General features: G+C 31.9%; 17 protein-coding genes. 9 read left to right on the top strand and 8 right to left on the bottom strand.

What is annotated here, in order from left to right:
- Nucleotides 1–55 precede the first annotated feature (55 nt).
- Together V1T75_RS06420 and V1T75_RS06415 are read right to left on the bottom strand one after the other, a co-directional pair.
- Entirely contained in the window at nucleotides 56–2,377 is a 2,322-nt protein-coding gene (locus V1T75_RS06420) for a GH92 family glycosyl hydrolase (protein WP_330487729.1), read from the bottom strand.
- A 189-nt stretch (nucleotides 2,378–2,566) separates the two neighbouring features.
- The gene (locus tag V1T75_RS06415; protein ID WP_330487728.1) at nucleotides 2,567–3,100 is read right to left on the bottom strand and encodes a hypothetical protein; all 534 of its coding nucleotides are present in this window, start codon (nucleotides 3,098–3,100) and stop codon (nucleotides 2,567–2,569) included.
- Between the two features lie 188 nt (nucleotides 3,101–3,288).
- Between V1T75_RS06415 and V1T75_RS06410 the strand changes: the two genes are divergently transcribed.
- Nucleotides 3,289–3,669 (top strand): ankyrin repeat domain-containing protein, encoded by a 381-nt coding sequence (locus tag V1T75_RS06410; protein ID WP_330487727.1) that lies wholly within the window; start codon nucleotides 3,289–3,291, stop codon nucleotides 3,667–3,669.
- A 79-nt stretch (nucleotides 3,670–3,748) separates the two neighbouring features.
- Here the strand turns inward: V1T75_RS06410 and amaB are convergent, their stop codons facing one another.
- Nucleotides 3,749–5,290 carry an L-piperidine-6-carboxylate dehydrogenase gene (amaB, locus tag V1T75_RS06405; RefSeq protein WP_330487726.1) on the bottom strand — a complete coding sequence of 514 codons (1,542 nt, stop codon included), beginning with the start codon at nucleotides 5,288–5,290 and terminating at the stop codon, nucleotides 3,749–3,751.
- A 113-nt stretch (nucleotides 5,291–5,403) separates the two neighbouring features.
- On the opposite strand from amaB, the gene V1T75_RS06400 reads away from it, so the two are divergent.
- Nucleotides 5,404–6,456, top strand: coding sequence for an isoaspartyl peptidase/L-asparaginase family protein (locus V1T75_RS06400; protein WP_330487725.1), 1,053 nt, complete (start codon nucleotides 5,404–5,406; stop codon nucleotides 6,454–6,456).
- On the opposite strand, the gene V1T75_RS06395 is transcribed toward V1T75_RS06400, so the two are convergent.
- The 3 genes from V1T75_RS06395 to V1T75_RS06385 are packed head-to-tail and all read right to left on the bottom strand — an operon-like array spanning nucleotide 6,453 to nucleotide 8,787.
- Nucleotides 6,453–7,835: an outer membrane beta-barrel protein gene (locus V1T75_RS06395; protein WP_330487724.1), complete on the bottom strand. Its 1,383-nt coding sequence runs from the start codon at nucleotides 7,833–7,835 to the stop codon at nucleotides 6,453–6,455. The two genes, V1T75_RS06400 and V1T75_RS06395, sit on opposite strands and share 4 nt — an antisense overlap.
- Before the next feature lie 3 nt (nucleotides 7,836–7,838).
- Entirely contained in the window at nucleotides 7,839–8,339 is a 501-nt protein-coding gene (locus V1T75_RS06390; RefSeq protein ID WP_330488004.1) for an RNA polymerase sigma factor, read from the bottom strand.
- A 43-nt stretch (nucleotides 8,340–8,382) separates the two neighbouring features.
- Entirely contained in the window at nucleotides 8,383–8,787 is a 405-nt protein-coding gene (locus tag V1T75_RS06385) for a hypothetical protein (RefSeq protein ID WP_330487723.1), read from the bottom strand.
- A 108-nt stretch (nucleotides 8,788–8,895) separates the two neighbouring features.
- Between V1T75_RS06385 and V1T75_RS06380 the strand changes: the two genes are divergently transcribed.
- From V1T75_RS06380 to V1T75_RS06350, 7 genes are all read left to right on the top strand, one after another.
- Nucleotides 8,896–9,870, top strand: a complete 975-nt coding sequence (locus V1T75_RS06380; protein ID WP_330487722.1) for a LuxE/PaaK family acyltransferase — start codon at nucleotides 8,896–8,898, stop codon at nucleotides 9,868–9,870.
- 56 nt (nucleotides 9,871–9,926) lie between these two features.
- A complete protein-coding gene (locus tag V1T75_RS06375) occupies nucleotides 9,927–11,213 on the top strand; it encodes a D-arabinono-1,4-lactone oxidase (protein WP_330487721.1) in 1,287 nt (428 codons plus the stop codon).
- Nucleotides 11,214–11,217: 4 nt separating this feature from the next.
- On the top strand, nucleotides 11,218–12,396 hold the full coding sequence (locus V1T75_RS06370) for an alanine racemase (RefSeq protein ID WP_330487720.1): 1,179 nt from the start codon (nucleotides 11,218–11,220) through the stop codon (nucleotides 12,394–12,396).
- Between the two features lie 53 nt (nucleotides 12,397–12,449).
- Nucleotides 12,450–12,905: a YHS domain-containing (seleno)protein gene (locus V1T75_RS06365; RefSeq protein ID WP_330487719.1), complete on the top strand. Its 456-nt coding sequence runs from the start codon at nucleotides 12,450–12,452 to the stop codon at nucleotides 12,903–12,905.
- Between the two features lies 1 nt (nucleotide 12,906).
- Nucleotides 12,907–13,341 carry a YHS domain-containing (seleno)protein gene (locus V1T75_RS06360; RefSeq protein ID WP_330487718.1) on the top strand — a complete coding sequence of 145 codons (435 nt, stop codon included), beginning with the start codon at nucleotides 12,907–12,909 and terminating at the stop codon, nucleotides 13,339–13,341.
- 112 nt (nucleotides 13,342–13,453) lie between these two features.
- Nucleotides 13,454–15,100 (top strand): glycerol-3-phosphate dehydrogenase/oxidase, encoded by a 1,647-nt coding sequence (locus tag V1T75_RS06355; protein WP_330487717.1) that lies wholly within the window; start codon nucleotides 13,454–13,456, stop codon nucleotides 15,098–15,100.
- A 92-nt stretch (nucleotides 15,101–15,192) separates the two neighbouring features.
- A complete protein-coding gene (locus V1T75_RS06350; RefSeq protein ID WP_330487716.1) occupies nucleotides 15,193–15,684 on the top strand; it encodes a hypothetical protein in 492 nt (163 codons plus the stop codon).
- An 88-nt stretch (nucleotides 15,685–15,772) separates the two neighbouring features.
- Here V1T75_RS06350 and V1T75_RS06345 read toward each other — a convergent pair whose 3' ends face one another.
- On the bottom strand, nucleotides 15,773–17,041 hold the full coding sequence (locus V1T75_RS06345; RefSeq protein WP_330487715.1) for an MFS transporter: 1,269 nt from the start codon (nucleotides 17,039–17,041) through the stop codon (nucleotides 15,773–15,775).
- 3 nt (nucleotides 17,042–17,044) lie between these two features.
- Nucleotides 17,045–17,704: a hypothetical protein gene (locus V1T75_RS06340; protein ID WP_047788067.1), complete on the bottom strand. Its 660-nt coding sequence runs from the start codon at nucleotides 17,702–17,704 to the stop codon at nucleotides 17,045–17,047.
- Nucleotides 17,705–17,840: the final 136 nt, after the last annotated feature.

Genomic DNA, 17,840 nt, shown 5'->3' with positions numbered 1-17,840 from the left:
TGTTACAAACAAAGATAAAAGAAAATCCCTCGCTTTTGCGAGGGACTTATATTGTTTATTGGTTACTTATTTCGAAGACTATTTCACCTCCATTTACAATATCTTGATGGCTTAACAAAAAATTGTCTAACTTTTTACCATTAACGGTCACGCTTTTTACATATACATTTTCTTTGCTTTGATTTTTAGCTATAATGTTAAGCGTTTTTCCATTTTCTAAATGAATCGTCGCTTCTTTTATGTTTGGACTTCCTAAAGCATAGTAAGGCGATCCGGGAGTTACTGGGTAAAAACCTAGACTACTAAAAATATACCATGCACTCATTTGACCCGCATCGTCGTTTCCACATAAACCTTCTACAGTATCTGCATACATGGTGTCCATAATCATACGAACACGTTGTTGTGTTTTTTCTGGGTGTCCTGTCCAGTTATATAAATACGGAATATGGTGCCCTGGTTCATTACCATGTACATAATTACCTATAATTCCATCTCTCGTAATATCTTCATGATGTGCGATATATTTATCATCTATTTCGGTTGTAAATAGCTCATCTAATTGCTTACTAAATTTTTCTTTCCCTCCCATCATTTCAATCATATTATCAATGTTTTGAGGTACATACAACCCATAATTCCATGCATTTCCTTCTATAAAACCTTGCCCGTGGGTATCCATCGGATCAAAATTTTCTCTAAACTTTCCATTCGAAAGTTTAGGTCTCATAAAACCTATGGTTGGATCATACACGTTTTTATAATATTCAGCTCTTGCTAAATACTCTTTTTCTGTATCCTTATCTCCTATTTTATTAGCTATTTGCGCAATACACCAATCATTGTAGGCATATTCTAACGTTTTTGAAACAGATGAACTACTTTTATCTTCTGGAACATAGTTGTAGTCCATATAATCTCCTATTCCGTCAAAATACTTAACTGTTGCTGTGTTGGTAGATGCTTTTAAAGCGTGATTTACATCGAAATCTCCCACATTTTTCACCAACGCATCTGCAATTACAGAGGTTGCATGATACCCTATCATACACCAGTTTTCATTCGCATAATGACTCCAAATAGGTAGCATTTTATGAACGCTTTGATCATGATGTGCTAACATCGATTTTATCATATCGTTATTTCGCTGTGGTTGCGTAATATTATACAGTGGATGTAATGCTCTATAGGTATCCCAAAGTGAAAAAATAGTATAGTTTGTAAATCCTTCTGAAGTATAAATATTTTGATCTAATCCACGGTATTTTCCATCAACGTCTTCATATAAAATAGGAGATAAATTTGTGTGATATAAGGCGGTGTAGAATGTTGTTTTATCTTTTTCTGAAATGGTTTCTACATCGATTTTACTAAGCTCGTTATTCCACTTATTTTTAGTTTCTTCTTTTGTTTTATTAAAATTCCAATGAGGAATTTCAGTTTTTAAATTGGCAAGTGCTCCATTAGTACTTACTGGTGATAAAGCAAATTTTATCTTGATTTGCTCTCCTTCTTCCATATCAAAATTGAAATAGGCTCTAATGTCTTTTCCTGCCATTTCAGGAAAGTTTTCATTTTGTTTAAACTTTCTATAAAAACCATCATAGGTTTCCTTATTATATTTTTTATGTCCGTAACTTTTAAAAGGTTTAGAAAATTCCATAGCAAAGAACACTTTCTTGGTTCTTGCCCATCCTTTTGTTTGTCTATACCCAGTTACCAATGAATCGTTTTCAACACGAATAAATGTCCATACATTTTTATTATCGTGGTGGTATACATTGTACACTAAATCTAAAAGAATGTGTGCCTTCTCTGATTTTGGGAATGTGTATTGATGAAAACCTACGCGCTCACTTGCTGTAAGTTCTGCTTTGATGTTGTAGCTATCTAGGTTTACTTCATAAAATCCAGGTGACGCTTTTTCTGTATCGTGTGAAAAAGTAGCATAAAAACCTTTGGTTCCTTCTTTTGTTTGTAATGGATCTAAAATTAAATCGCCTGTAGTTGGCATTACTAAAAAGTCTCCAAGATCAGCATGCCCTGTACCACTAAAATTTGTGTGTGCAAAACCAATTATGGTTGAGTCTTTGTATTGGTATCCTGCACAATATTCATAGGTTTCTTTATTATACTTTCCTTCTTCATCAAACATGACTTCAAAATTTGTTTGCGGACTCAATTGTACCATACCAAAAGGAGCCGTAGCACCCGGAAAAACATGTCCCATTTTACTAGTTCCAATTAATGGGTTTACATATTTTGTATAATCTTTTACATCTGGACTTTTTTCTGTTAGTGTTTTTGAATCTTTATTACATTTTACATTTAATAAAAGTACAAAGAGAAAAAGTGATAAGCCTATTATTTTTTTCATATCCTTAATAAATACAATTGATGACACTAAAAAAATAAAAAAGATGTTACAATTACTTTTTTATATTACTAAATTCATAAAAAGATATAATTCTAAACTTATTATTTCTTTTTGTTTTATAATAAACAAACAAGAAAAAATCCCTTGCTAAAAATACAAGGGATTTTGGTTATTCTTCTATAATGGTTCTCACTTTCCACCATCTAAATTTTTTTGCCAATCTTTCAGCTCTTGCCATTTACCTTCGTAGGCTAATTTTGCTTGTTTTGGCCATGTATTGGGTTTATGAACTCTGTAACGGTCTCCTCCACTTTTTAATACTTCTTGGCATTTTTCTATAGATGTTTCTGACAATAACTTCCAGGTATTAATACTAAAATTATGGAAAAGTTCTTCAATTTTAGGTCCTATTCCTTCTACTATTTTTAAATCATTCTCTTTTATTTTTTTACCAAAAACCTTTTTAATTTCATTGATATCAAATGGTTTTTGTTCTTCAGATATGGAGGGAACTATATTAGATTTTGCTAATTTTAAATCAGTTTCCAATACTAATTTACTTTCTTTACAGTTCCTTAAACTTGATTCTAACTTTGCTATTTTATTCTTTAAGAGAACTATTTCATCTTTCTTAATGTTTTTACTTGATAGCTTTCCTAATAAATAGCCTAAAATAGCGGCAATTATTGCTACTGCTATTGAAATTAATATACACCAATTCATGATTTTATTATTCGGTTAATAGTTAGTTAAATTACTGATTGTTAATTTATTAAAAATAACTTAATCTATTAAGAGATTTTTAAGACCTTATCTTAAATAATTGTTAAGTGTGCGTTTTTGATGAAACGTTTTGTTTTAACAGGCGTCTTTTAGCTGTAACCTAATCTTAAAAATAAAAACGTAACATCATGAAAAAATTTGTATTAACTGCTTTAGCAATCGCTTTATCTTTCGGAACTATTACCGCTTCAACTTCATACAAAGTTCCTGTTAAAACCACCTTAGAATACCCTAACGTAAGTACTTTTTGTAAGTTAATTAGAGCTGGAAATTTTGAGGCTGTAAAAGCTATGGTTGAAAACGGAACAGATATCAACAGAAAATCTACTGGATTAACTCCTTTAATGTTTGCTGCTAGATATAACAAAGCAGATATTGTTCAATTATTAATTGATAGTGGAGCAAAATTAAACGTAAAATCAGAAAGAGGATATACTGCTTTAGAATATGCTAAAATGTCGAAAGCGCATGAAGCTTATACCGTTATTGCTGCTGCTTTAGAAAAATAATATAGCCACCAACTTAGTTAAAAACAAAAAGTCTCATCGAAATGATGAGACTTTTTTATATTTTGAAAACTTTGTTTTCTTATAAATCGAACTTAATTCCTTGTGCTAAAGGTAATTCATCAGAATAATTTACAGTGTTAGTTTGACGGCGCATGTACACTTTCCAAGCATCAGATCCAGACTCACGTCCACCACCTGTTTCTTTTTCACCACCAAAAGCTCCGCCAATTTCAGCACCAGAAGTACCAATGTTAACATTAGCAATACCACAGTCAGACCCTGCGAATGATAAGAATTTTTCAGCTTCTTTCATTTCTGCTGTCATGATTGAAGAAGACAACCCTTGCGCTACTCCATTTTGTAATTCAATCGCATTTTCAACATCTCCTGAATACTTCATTAAGTATAAAATTGGGGCAAATGTTTCGTGTTGAACGATTTCATAGTGGTTTTCAGCTTCAATAATTGCTGGTTTCACATAACAACCACTTTCATAACCTTCTCCTTCTAAAACGCCTCCTTCTACTAATACGTTACCTCCTTCAGCTTTTGCTTTTTCAATAGCGGCTAAATACGTATTTACAGAGTCTTTATCAATTAATGGTCCAACGTGATTGTTTTCATCTAATGGGTTTCCTATTTTTATTTGACCGTAAGCACCAACAATCGCATCTCTTACTTTATCATATACCGACTCGTGAATGATTAAACGACGTGTAGATGTACAACGTTGACCACAAGTACCAACAGCTCCAAATACAGCACCTGGAACCACTACTTTTAAATCAGCAGTTGGCGTAATGATAATTGCATTGTTTCCTCCTAATTCTAATAATGATTTACCGAAACGCTCAGCAACTTTAGTACCAACAATTCGTCCCATTCTTGTAGATCCAGTAGCAGATACTAAAGGAATACGAGTATCTTCAGTAATGTATTCACCAACTTTATAATCTCCATTAACAATACAAGAAATTCCTTCTGGTAAATCGTTAGCTTTTAAAACCTCAGCTATAATATTTTGGCAAGCTACTGAACATAAAGGCGCTTTTTCTGAACCTTTCCATACACATACGTTACCACAAATCCATGCCAATGCTGTATTCCAAGACCAAACAGCTACTGGGAAGTTAAATGCAGAGATGATTCCAACCACTCCTAATGGATGCCATTGCTCTCTCATTACGTGCCCTGGTCTTTCTGATGGAATTACTTGTCCGTTTAACTGACGAGATAAACCTACAGCAAAATCACAGATATCAATCATTTCTTGAACTTCACCTAAACCTTCTTGGTAAGATTTTCCCATTTCGTAAGAAACTAATTTACCTAAGGGTTCTTTTAACTCTCTTAATTTATTTCCAAATTGACGAACTATTTCTCCTCTTTGTGGAGCAGGCATTGCTCTAAAAGTTTTAAAAGCAGAAGTAGCTGCTTCCATTACCTTTTCGTAATCTTCTTTGGTAGAAGCTTTTACTTTTCCTATTAACTTTCCATCTACAGGTGAATATGATTCAATAATTTCACCATTTGCAAAGTTTACTGAACCTGTTGAAGTTCCTTCATTTATCTCTTGTAAGCCTAAAGTAGCTAATGCTTCTTTGATACCAAAATCTGCCATATTTTATATTCTAATTTTAGTTGTTTAAATTTAAAGCTCAAAACTACGAATAATTTTACAATTAATAAATTAAACAAACAGTGTTGTTTTTGTTTAAAAATTAACAAATAATCATGAAAAACATTTATCTACTACTTTCATTACTGTTGATTTTGTCAGCATGTGATGCTCCTAAAAAAACTTCTAATAAACAAAAAGACATACCTGTAAATGAATTCGCCATTATTATTCATGGAGGTGCTGGAACTATTCTAAAAAAGAACATGACTCCCGAAAAAGAAACTGCTTATAAAACTATATTAGAAGAAGCAATTAAAACCGGATATGAGATTTTAAAAAATGGTGGTTCTAGTGCTGATGCTGTTGTAAAAACCATTCAAGTAATGGAAGAATCTCCTTTGTTTAATGCAGGGAAAGGTGCTGTATTTACCCATGATGAAACTAATGAATTAGATGCTTCTTTTATGGATGGAAAAACACTGAACGCTGGTGCAGTAGCTGGAGTAAAAGATATAAAAAGCCCTATTGAAGCGGCAAGAATTGTAATGACAAACTCTAATCACGTAATGCTTTCTGGTAGTGGAGCTTCTCAATTTGCTAAAGAGCAAGGATTAGAAATTGTAGATCCGAGTTATTTTTATACTGAAAATCGTTTTCAATCTTTACAAAAAATAAAAGATAAAGAAAAAACTGCATTGGATCATGATGATAAAAAAGCCTCTTTTTATGATGCTGATATTAAAAATAGTAAGTTTGGTACTGTTGGCTGTGTAGCCTTAGATAAAGAAGGTAATATTTCTGCTGGAACTTCTACTGGTGGTATGACTAACAAACGTTGGGGGCGAATTGGAGATTCTCCTATTATTGGTTCAGGTACCTATGCCAATAATAACACCTGTGGTGTTTCGTCAACGGGTTGGGGTGAATATTTTATCCGTACTCAAGTAGCTTATGATATTTCTGCTCAAATGGAATATCAGCAAAAATCGTTGAAAGAAGCTACTAAAGATGTTATTCAAAACAAATTAACAAAACTTGGGGGTACTGGTGGTGTTGTTGCTTTAGATAAAAATGGCAACATGTCTTTTGAATTCAATACTGCGGGAATGTACAGAGCTTCAATGAATGATAAAGGTGATTTGGTAGTAAAAATCTACAACGATTAAAACTGGTAGTTTAAACCTGTATAAACACCTATAAAATAAGGTTGAAACCCATTTGAATCATTTTTAAATGTATTTAACTGGGTTTTTAACATTGGGTTAATATTTAAAGACCATTTTTTACTGAACTTATAACTAAGGTCCACTCCTAAATTTCCACTGAAGTTAATGTTATTTAAATTATTCGCTTCTCCTGAAGTTGAAAAAGCAGTGGTTTTTAAATTCACATCATTCTTATTTAAAAACAAAGAACTAAAACCAACAACTACTTGTGTTTGTAACTTTTTTCCTTCTAATACACTATACTTAACTTCTACTGGAACCTCAATATATCCATAACTTTGATTCAATTCACCATCAAGGCTTCCTGAACTTATAGACACTGAACTTGTACTGAAACCTGTTTGAGAAGTATCACTTAATGCATAACTTTCTCCTGAACTGAATGCTACATTTGCACTACTGGACTTTACAGGGTTTACTGCCACGTTGTTATTAGAGAATCCTATTTCTTGCAAATGTATCCCCGATTGAAGTGTCCACTTTTTATTGAATTGATAAGCTACTTGAACTCCGTACGAATAACTTGTATTTCCTTTTGTTGAATTTGATAAGCTAGCATCAATTGGAGATGATTTAGAAAATGAATTGGAATTTAATACTGCTACGGTCGGTGAAACCGTCCAAAGTTTCTTTATTTCTTCCTTTTCTTCATCAATATCTTTAGCGTTTACAATCGCTAAAAAGTCTTTTTTAGGCTTTACACCTTTTTTAATAGAATCATTTTCTTTTTTCAAAAAAGTACTTTCTTTCTTTTTAAGAACTGGCAAGCTCCTTTCAAGCTTGCCAGTAGAGTTTTCTTCTTTCACAACATCATTTTTAGCCAGTAAAGCCCCTTCAACTACTCTACTTGACGTGTTGTTGCTATCTTTTTCTTGCAACTCTTTTTTGCTAACCTTCACAACATGATTAGCGGTTAAAACTTCATTAGAATGAAGCTTTTCTTTCAATGTTTTTCTCTTACTTTTTTCTTCTTTTACAATAGGTGTTTCTCTTATATTCTCTTTTGTTGGTTGTAATAATAACGACTCTTTTAATTCTTCTTTTTTAATTACTTGCTTTTTGGGTGCAGACTTTGGCGATTCAACAACAATTGCATCTGTATCCTCTGTATTTTCTTGATTAGTAACGTAAGGATAAAGCAAAAGACCTAAAACAAATACCGCAGCTGCTCCTCCTGAAAACCACCAAATAGGAAAAACACGATGTTTTTTCTTTTTTTGGAGTTTTTCTTCAATAGTACTCCATACTCTTTCATTTGGAACAACCTCCAAATCTTTAAGTTTTTCTTGAAATAGTCTATCGATGTTTTTTTCTTCCATCAGTTATGCTTTTGCCTTTTTTGCTTGATATAATTCCATTTCTTTTTTCAATATCTGCCTTGCTCGTGATAAATTTGATTTTGATGTTCCTACAGAAATTTTTAATAATTCTGCTATTTCTTTATGTGAATAATTATCTAATACATATAAGTTAAAAACTAAACGATACCTATCTGGTAAGTTTTGGATAAACTTTAATAAAACGTCAATACTCACATTTTCAGTTTCAAGCTCTACTTCTTCAATTATTACTTCGTCAGGTGCTTCAGAAACTAACTGTAAGGGTGATTTTTCTCTATACTTCTGTAACACTGTATTTATGGTTATTCTCTTCATCCACCCTTCAAAAGATCCTTTGTGTTGATATTGAGGTATCTTTTTAAAAATTGTTAGAAAACTATCTTGCAATGTGTCTTCTGCATCTTGATAATTACGAGAATACTTTAGACAAAGCGCAAAAAGCTTACCAGAAAATAACTGGTAAACTTGTGCTTGCGCTGTGATATTTTGATGACAGCATCCTTGTATGAGTTTTTCTAAATTGATGTTACAAATTTACTGGAATTACCACTTCTTCGTATACATCTTCTCCTTCTTCATTCTTACCTTTCCAAAACTTAAAAACATAATCTTCTTCTTGGGTTGCCTCAACAGGAAAAGCATATTCTTCTTGTCTTGCATCTTGTGTACAAGCAACATCAAGAGCTACTATTGCTGTACCAGCTACAATTCTAGTGGTATCTACTTTTTGGTAGTACAATCCATTAAAAGAATAGCAACTATTGGGCAACGTATACTTTATTTTTATGGTATCTACTTCTCCGAATGTGAAACTTTCAGGGGTTGTGGCACTATCAACCTTTAAAAACTCATACTTAAACTTAGGGCTGTCATCATCTAAACAAGAATAAAACGTAAATACACTTAAAAAAAGGATTAAAATTTTTTTCATGATATATATAATTGGGGGTTATTATTATTTTAATTTTCCATGGTTTATATACTAGATGAAAAAAAAACTAAAAGGTTGCGTCGAATACTCTTACTTTTGTGAAAGTTTATGAAAACCACCATTTTTAACATACAATCTACAGAAGATTTTAACACAACCGCATTACAGGTTTTTTCACATCAGTTTACAAACAACAAGGTGTATCGTTCTTTTTGTGATTTGATATACGTTCATCCTTCTGATGTAAACACCATAGAACAAATTCCGTTTTTACCTATTCAGTTTTTTAAAACTCGAGAAGTGCTTTCTTCAACTGATGAAATTCAAGAAATTTTTACAAGCTCTGGTACTACAGGAAGTACAACAAGCAAGCATTTAGTTACCGATGTGTCTTGGTACGAAACCAGTTATGTAAAAGGTTTTGAACATTTTTATGGAAATATAGAAGATTATGTGGTATTAGCATTACTCCCTAATTATCTCGAACGTAAAGGATCTTCTTTAGTTTATATGGTTGACGATTTAATCAAACGTTCTAAACATCCAGAAAGTGGCTTTTACCTCAACAATCTAGACGAACTTGCTCAAAAGCTTATACATTTAGATTCACAAGGAAAAAAAGTATTACTTATAGGTGTTTCTTTTGCTTTGTTAGATTTGGTAGAACAATACCATTTCAATCTTTCTAATACCATCATAATGGAAACTGGCGGAATGAAAGGTAGAAGAAAAGAGCTTATTCGTAACGAACTACATACTATTTTAAGCAATGGTTTTGGAGTGAATACAATTCATTCTGAATATGGAATGACGGAGTTGTTAAGTCAAGGGTATTCAAAAGGAAATGGTCTTTTTAACTGTCCGCCTTGGATGCAAGTCTTAACTCGTGATCCAGAAGATGCTTTGACTATTTTACCTAAAGGAAAATCAGGAGGGATTAATGTAATTGATTTAGCAAACTATAATTCTTGTTCCTTTATTGCTACACAAGATTTAGGTAAAGTATACCAAGACAACAGTTTTGAAATTATCGGTCGTTTTGATAATTCCGATATTCGTGGTTGTAATTTAATGGTTTTATAACTTTTTTATTTTTTGCTATCTTACCTTGCTATTAACCTCTATTAGTTCAAGGTCTTATGAAAAACTGGGCAGAAAATGTACAGTGGAATCCATCTGCAGTTGCACTTCCTTATTCGGAAAATGAAATTCAACAACTTGTTTTAAAAGCAATTCGATGTAACCAAAAAATTCGAGTTATTGGTTCAGGCCATTCCTTTACTTCGCTATGTAGTACTGATGAAATATTGGTAACTCTCGATAATTTTCAAGGACTCATTTCAATTGATAAAGAAAAAAATCAAGCTACTGTAAAAGCAGGAACAAAACTTTCTTTATTAGGAGAATTATTGTTTAATGAAGGATTAGCCATGGAAAACCTAGGTGATATCAACGTTCAGTCAATCGCAGGCGCTATAAGTACCGGAACACATGGAACTGGTGTAAATCTTAAATCCATTAGTAACCAAGTTATTGGGTTAAAATTTGTAAATGGAAAAGGAGAAATCATTGAGTGCTCCACTACAAAAAACACAGAACTATTTAAAGCTGCTCAAGTATCGTTAGGCTGTTTAGGCATTATTACTGAAGTTACTTTGCAATGTATTTCTACCTATAAGCTAAAACTTCAAAACAAAAAGGAGAAACTAAGCGATGTATTGGCTACTTTAAGTGAAAGAAATTCCAAAAACCGTAATTTTGAGTTTTACTGGATTCCATATACCAATATTGCCTGGACCAAAACTTCAAACATTGTTGAAGATTCTGAACCTGATAAAGTAAACTTTTTTAATTATTGGACTGAATATATACTTGAAAATCACGTTTTCAAACTCATGTGTGAATATGCTACCATTTTTCCATCACAAAACAAAACAGTAGCTAACATCACTGCAGCAAGTATTAGCAATGTAAAAAAAGTATATCACAGTCATAAAGTATATGCCACACAACGAATGGTAAAGTTTCATGAAATGGAATACAATATTCCTGCAGAAGCTTATCAAGATGTATTTAAAGATGTGCAAAAAATTGTCAATTCTAAAAAATTCAATATTCATTTTCCTATTGAAAATCGCTGGGTAAAAGGAGATGATGTATACATGAGTCCTGCTTACAATAGAGATTCGGCATATATTGCTTGTCATGTGTATAATAAAAAAGATAGCAGAGCTTATTTTGCTGCTCTTGAAGAAGTTTTTAAAGCCTATGGCGGAAGGCCTCATTGGGGAAAAATGAATACATTTAACACAGAAGATATTATAAGAATGTATCCTAAATTCACCCATTTTATGACTTTCAGAAAAGAACATGATCCCGAAAATATCTTTGTGAATCCATATCTTCAAAAACTGTTAGGTATTTAATTGTATGGATGCATATTTTAAAAACATAAATCAAGAGCTAAAAAACTACCAACGAGCTATTCCTTGTTTGTTGGTAGATTTAGATATTTTAGATGAAAATATAACAGAAGTACTTTCTAATTTTAGAAACGATGCTTCACTCAGAGTGGTAGTAAAATCATTGCCCTCTGTTCAATTGATTGAATATATTTTACATAAAACAAACTCAAATAAGTTGATGGTTTTTCATCAACCATTTTTAACAGATTTAGCCTCTCGATTAGATAACAAAGCAGATGTTTTACTGGGTAAACCTATGCCTATAAAAACTGCAATATATTTTTACAACAACTTAGCTCAGCCAAATAATGGGTTCAATCCATTTACTCAAATTCAATGGTTGGTAGATACCGAAAAACGAATTGAAGAATACATTAATTTAGCCAAACAACACAACCAAAAACTACGATTAAACATTGAAATTGATGTGGGATTACATCGTGGTGGTTTTTCTTCTTTAGAAAACTTATCAAAAGGACTATCTCTTATTGAAAACAATCAAGATTTTGTTGAATTTTCTGGGTTTATGGGTTATGACCCACATGTAGTAAAGCTGCCTAAAATTGTTCGTTCGCAAAAAAAATCCTTACAATTAGCAAATCAATTTTATGGGGATTGTAAAACCTTAGTTCAAAATGATTTTCCTGAGCTATGGAATAAAAATTTAACCTTTAACGGAGCTGGAAGTCCGACTTTAAATTTACATAAAGAACAACGTTCTCCAATAAACGATATTGCTATTGGTTCATGTTTTGTAAAACCTACGATGTTTGATATTCCTTCCTTAAAAAACTACAAACCAGCAGCATTTATCGCTACTCCTATTTTAAAAAAATTTTCAAATACAACGCTTCCTGGGTTAGAAAAGCTAAAACAATTTTTTTCTAAAAAGTCTGCTTTTATTTATGGTGGATTTTGGAAAGCTGATTATTACTATCCAAAAGGTATAAAACAAAATAATTTATTTGGTGCTTCTACCAACCAAACCATGATTAATATTCCTAAAAATGAATCTATACTAGTAGATGATTTTATTTTTTTAAGACCCCATCAAAGTGAATTTGTTTGTCTACAGTTTGGTGAAATTTTACCTATTAGAAACGGTAAAATTCAACAGTCTTGGCAATTATTAAATAATTTCTGATTGTATTTGTAATGTTTTTGTTTTTTATCGACTACCCATAAAATTTACTACTGATGAAAAACTTTTTTACACTGCTTTTAATCGTAATTTCTACTGCATTATACGCTCAAAAAACAGACTACAACACAAAAAAAGGCTATGTAGCCGAAGGATACGATGTTGTTTCTTACTTTACAAATAATGAACCCATTGAAGGAAAAAAGAAATTTCAAACCACGTACGACGGAGCTAAATTTAAATTCGCTTCAGAAAAAAACTTAATGCTTTTTAAAGAAAACCCGACGAAGTATGTTCCTCAATATGGTGGATACTGTGCTTATGCTGTAGCTGCCAAAAAAACCAAAATGTATATAGATGCTGAAGCCTATGAAATTAGAGATGGAAAATTATATCTTTTTTACAGCTCTTGGATTTCTAGCAAACTTGACGATTGGAAAAATGGTGATACTAAAAAGTTGCAGGCACAAGGAGATAAAAATTGGGAAGAACTAAAACATAAAAAGAACTAGTATGAAGCATTTATTCATCCTTTTTATATTTTTTTCAACCCTTGCTTTTTCACAAGAATACAATACTAAAAATGGTGTTATTGCCAAAGGTTATGATGTGGTAAGTTATTTTCATGCTAAAGCTGAAAAAGGAAATAAAAAATTTACCACCTCTTACCAAGGGGTTACTTTTCGCTTTTCTTCAAAAGAAAACTTAACTACCTTTCTTAAAAACCCTCAAAAATACACTCCTCAATATGGAGGATACTGTGCTTATGCCATAGGAAAAACTGGAGAAAAGGTAGATATTGATCCGAAAACTTTTGAAATACGAGATGGCAAATTGTATTTATTTTATAACTCATGGGGAACCAATACATTAACCTTGTGGTTAAAAGAAAAACCAGAAGAGCTCAAAAAACAAGCAGATGTTAATTGGAAAAAATTGAATCGTTAGTTTTAGATTTAATAGTTGCGGGGGCGACTTCTTAAAGGGCTGATAATTTCAGCTCTTTTTTTATACTTATCGTTTCTTTTTATTCTTATTTTTGGTTGATAAAAACAGCTCTATGAATCATTTCTCTTCTTTCAATAGAAAAAACATTCAACAAGAATTACAAACAACCGAATTTGATCTTTTGGTAATTGGCGGTGGTATTACAGGTGCAGGTATCGCTTTAGATGCTGCCTCACGTGGAATGAAAGTCGCCTTAATTGAAAAGAACGACTTTGCCTCAGGAACCTCTAGTAAATCTACCAAACTAATTCATGGAGGTTTACGTTACCTAAAACAATTTGACTTTTGGTTGGTAAAAGAAGTGGGTACTGAGCGTGCTATTGTTCATAAACTAGCACCACATTTGGTAATTCCTGAAAAAATGATTTTACCTTTAATTGAAAATGGAACTTACGGTTCGTGGCTAACATCAATCGGACTTAAAGTTTATGATGTGTTAGCTTCTGTTGAAGGAGATGATAAACGTAAAATGCTTGATAAAAAAGAAGCCTTAGAAAAAGAACCTTTGTTACCTGAAAGTATTTTAAACGGTGCTGGTTTTTATGCCGAATATCGTACCGATGATGCTCGTTTAACTATTGAAGTTTTAAAAACAGCAAGTCAATACGACGCACAAATATTGAACTACACCTGTGCAAACGAGTTTATTTATGAAAACAAACGTGTAGTAGGCGCTAAAGTAACCGATGTTTTTACTGAAGAAAGTTATGATGTTAAAGCTAAATATGTAGTAAATGCAGCAGGTCCTTGGGTAGATGAATTACGCCAAATTAACAATTCTAAAATTGGAAAACGCTTGCATTTAACCAAGGGAGTACATTTGGTTGTTCCGCATGAAAAATTACCTGTAAAACAAGCTGTTTATTTTGATATTCCTGATGGCCGTATGATGTTTGCCATTCCTCGTGGAATGGTAACTTATTTTGGAACTACCGATACCAATTACCAACAGGATAAAAATACTGTGAAAACTTCAATGGTAGATGCGTTGTATTTAATTGAAGCCGTAAATAACATGTTTCCTGATATTCAATTAACTATAAATGATATACAATCTTCTTGGGCTGGGCTGCGTCCGTTAATTCATGAAGAAGGAAAATCTGCTTCTGAATTATCTCGTAAAGATGAAATTTTTGTGTCTGATACTAAGTTAATTTCAATTGCTGGAGGGAAACTAACAGGCTATAGAAAAATGGCAGAACGTATTGTAGATATTGTTGCTAAAAAAATGAAACGACGTTTTGAAGTAGATTTTGACCCAATTCAAACAGAAGAAATTGTTTTAACAGGAGGTCCTTTTCAAAATTACAAATCAGTAAAATTATACATCAATCAAATTTATAAACAACTAAAATCACAAGGGTTTTCTGAGAAAGATGCTAGTTATTTAGTACACAACTACGGTAAACAAACTGAACTCATTTTAGATAAGTTTGATGAACTAAATGAAGAAAATTTGCAAGAGCGCTTATTAAAAGCTGAAATATGGTTTGCTATAAAGCATGAAATGACCTGCACTCCTACCGACTTTTTTATACGAAGAACAGGTCGCCTATTTTTTGATAAACCAAGTGTTGATCTTTATAAAAACTTTGTCATTCAAGAATTTACAAACCGTTTTAATTGGGACGAAAACACAACTTTAAAACACCAACAAGAATTAGATAAAAAAATAGATTTAGCTGTAAATTTTAACTAGTTTCTTACCTAGAAAATTAATCGAGTATCATATCTTTGGCGATTGCAAAAATTAGCTATGTAAAAGGTTTGTACAATTAATTTTTAAATAATATGAAACAACTAGTACTCGTATTTTTTCTATTAACCACAATTATAGCAAAAAGTCAAACTAATATTATTTCTAATTCAGATTTTGACAATATTAAAATAAATAATATTGCCTTAACTGATATAAAAAAGACTTACGGAAAACAAGCTAAAGTAGAATCTTTGTTGGGTGCAACTACTTCTTATGAAGACAATGGGTTTTATCACTATTTTAGATTTAATGGTTTAAAACTTGATTTTTCTACTTCGGGAAGTAAACCTTACATAGAATCGTTAGATGTTTTAAGTAATGAAGCTACTTTTACAATTAAAGGAATTACCGTTACTGTAGGAGACTCTATTAGTAAGTTAGGAGAGGTAGCCTTTAGTACTGGTAGGAATGGTTCAAAAAGTATTTTATATGCTGAATGTGATAGTTGTGATGTTTTTATTAATATAGATTTTAATCAAGCAACTAAAAAAATTACAAAAATCAATTATTTTGATATGTCGTAATTGATTTACTTTAAAAAGTATATTAAAAATGCCTAGAAGTAATTTTCTAGGCATTTTTATTTATAGCTATAGAACATCAGTTTACTTGTTATTCTTCCTTCTCATGCTCTTCCAAATCTTTAGTTAAATCTAACTTTCTAAGTGTTGGATTTACAATTCCTGTAGTAATAACGGTAATTAAGGTCATGGTTCCACCAAAAACTACTGCCGTTACTGTTCCCATTAGTTTTGCTGTTACCCCACTTTCAAAAGCTCCTAATTCGTTAGAAGAACCAACAAACATAGAATTTACTGAAGCTACTCTACCACGCATATGATCGGGTGTTTTTAATTGTAAAATGGTTTGACGAATCACCATTGAAACTCCATCGGTTACACCGCTAAAGAACAGGGCTACAATAGAAATCCAAAAAACGGTTGATAAACCAAATACTATAATACAAATTCCAAAGCCAAATATGGCCGTTAAAAGCTTCATTCCTGCATTTTTACTGATAGGTATATAAGCAGTTACTAACATCGTTAAAAAAGCTCCTATGGCAGGTGCAGCACGCAATGCACCAAACCCTTCTGGCCCCACTTTTAGGATATCTTGAGCATAAATAGGTAGTAATGCTACGGCTCCACCAAACAATACCGAAATCATATCTAAGGTAAGTGCTCCTAAAATAGCTTTTGTTTTATACACAAAACGCACTCCTTCTTTTAAACTTTTCATTACAGGTTCCCCTATTTTAGGATTTAAAATAGGTTTCTTTTTGATAAAAAATACCGTAAAAAATGATACTGATACTAAACCAAATACAATACATAACGACCAATGTACTCCAATCCATGAAATGGTTAATCCTGCAAAAGCTGGCCCTAATACTGAAGCTATTTGCCAAGTTGAACTACTCCATGTTGCGGCGTTAGGATATAGTTTTTTAGGTACAATTAGAGCTATTAATGAAAAAATAGTAGGTCCGAAAAACGAACGTAATAAGCCACCAAAAAACACCAAAGCATAAATGGCATATAGTACTGTATTTTTATTCCACCCATCAATAAAACTAGGCAGTGTTAAAAAGAACAACCCCAAACTAATTAATGAAAATAACCCAATACACAAAGCTAGTAAGTTCCTTTTTTCTTTTTGATCTACAATATGACCTGCAAACAACGCCATAGATACTGCTGGAATTACTTCCATTAGTCCTATAATTCCTAACGATAACGGATTTTTAGTGATACTGTATACCTGCCATTCGATAATAATGAATTGCATAGACCATGCAAATACCAAGGCAAAACGTACTAAAAGAAAAATATTAAACTCTTTGATTCTTAAGGATGCGTAGGGATCTTTTTTCTCCATGAATTAATTTAGTTTCAAATCCATTAAAATGGCAAATGTTTCATTAACATCTCTTTCTTTTACTACTATGGTCATTTCGTGTGTGGTAGAAATTACTTCTTGTACCGCAATGTTTGCCCAAGCAAATTGTTTTAAAATAAAATAATAAATACCTGATTGATCTAGATTTCCTTTAGGAAGTTTTATGGTTATAGAAGCTAAATCGTTTACATTGTTAATTAGTGCTTCTTTCTTAAAAATTTCTTCAACAAATGGCTGTAAATTTTTACTTGTAACAATATTGGTTTCAAAAATACCTTGTGAAACTGTTAAAAAATAATCTTTACTATCTGCCGATTTACTTAAAATTTTAGCGATTTCCTTTAATAACGAAGTCGTATTTTTAAACGTAAAATCACATAAATCTGAACGTACAATTACGTCTCCCAAATTCAAAGCAAGTCGTTTAATATTTTTTCGAACTCTCAATTCATTCGCTGGAGACAATCTGTTAATAGCCATCATAACTGCACCTACTTTTACTTCTTTTTTCAACAGTTTAGAAACTTCAGGTAAAATTTCTCTTGCTAACGATGATACGTTAATTAGCTTCTCATTTAGAGCCTCCTCTATGAAAGGGGTTTTTCTGATGGTGATTTCAACAGCTTCTTGAATTGTTTTCATGTTTGTTTAGTTTTAAACTAAAAGTAACAAAAATACAATTAATAGTGAATTTATACTATATTTTTAATTTGTAATATATTTTATTAAAAACTTTGTTAATCAGATTTTTAAACTAAATTTGTGCTTATTGTATCTT

It is taken from the genome of Tenacibaculum sp. FZY0031, from assembly GCF_036350695.1.
Taxonomy (GTDB): domain Bacteria; phylum Bacteroidota; class Bacteroidia; order Flavobacteriales; family Flavobacteriaceae; genus Polaribacter.
The sequence above is the reverse complement of the archived record's forward strand: the minus strand, read 5'-3'. Positions and strand labels throughout refer to the sequence as shown.

Coding starts and splice junctions, on each gene's coding strand:
- V1T75_RS06350 (WP_330487716.1), top strand. CDS start 15,193: ATGAAACAACTAGTACTCGTATTTTTTCTATTAACCACAATTATAGCA.
- V1T75_RS06380 (WP_330487722.1), top strand. CDS start 8,896: ATGAAAACCACCATTTTTAACATACAATCTACAGAAGATTTTAACACA.
- V1T75_RS06415 (WP_330487728.1), bottom strand. CDS start 3,100: ATGAATTGGTGTATATTAATTTCAATAGCAGTAGCAATAATTGCCGCT.
- V1T75_RS06360 (WP_330487718.1), top strand. CDS start 12,907: ATGAAGCATTTATTCATCCTTTTTATATTTTTTTCAACCCTTGCTTTT.
- V1T75_RS06400 (WP_330487725.1), top strand. CDS start 5,404: ATGAAAAACATTTATCTACTACTTTCATTACTGTTGATTTTGTCAGCA.
- V1T75_RS06365 (WP_330487719.1), top strand. CDS start 12,450: ATGAAAAACTTTTTTACACTGCTTTTAATCGTAATTTCTACTGCATTA.
- V1T75_RS06370 (WP_330487720.1), top strand. CDS start 11,218: ATGGATGCATATTTTAAAAACATAAATCAAGAGCTAAAAAACTACCAA.
- V1T75_RS06420 (WP_330487729.1), bottom strand. CDS start 2,377: ATGAAAAAAATAATAGGCTTATCACTTTTTCTCTTTGTACTTTTATTA.
- V1T75_RS06355 (WP_330487717.1), top strand. CDS start 13,454: ATGAATCATTTCTCTTCTTTCAATAGAAAAAACATTCAACAAGAATTA.
- V1T75_RS06395 (WP_330487724.1), bottom strand. CDS start 7,835: ATGGAAGAAAAAAACATCGATAGACTATTTCAAGAAAAACTTAAAGAT.
- V1T75_RS06385 (WP_330487723.1), bottom strand. CDS start 8,787: ATGAAAAAAATTTTAATCCTTTTTTTAAGTGTATTTACGTTTTATTCT.
- V1T75_RS06410 (WP_330487727.1), top strand. CDS start 3,289: ATGAAAAAATTTGTATTAACTGCTTTAGCAATCGCTTTATCTTTCGGA.
- amaB (WP_330487726.1), bottom strand. CDS start 5,290: ATGGCAGATTTTGGTATCAAAGAAGCATTAGCTACTTTAGGCTTACAA.
- V1T75_RS06375 (WP_330487721.1), top strand. CDS start 9,927: ATGAAAAACTGGGCAGAAAATGTACAGTGGAATCCATCTGCAGTTGCA.
- V1T75_RS06340 (WP_047788067.1), bottom strand. CDS start 17,704: ATGAAAACAATTCAAGAAGCTGTTGAAATCACCATCAGAAAAACCCCT.
- V1T75_RS06345 (WP_330487715.1), bottom strand. CDS start 17,041: ATGGAGAAAAAAGATCCCTACGCATCCTTAAGAATCAAAGAGTTTAAT.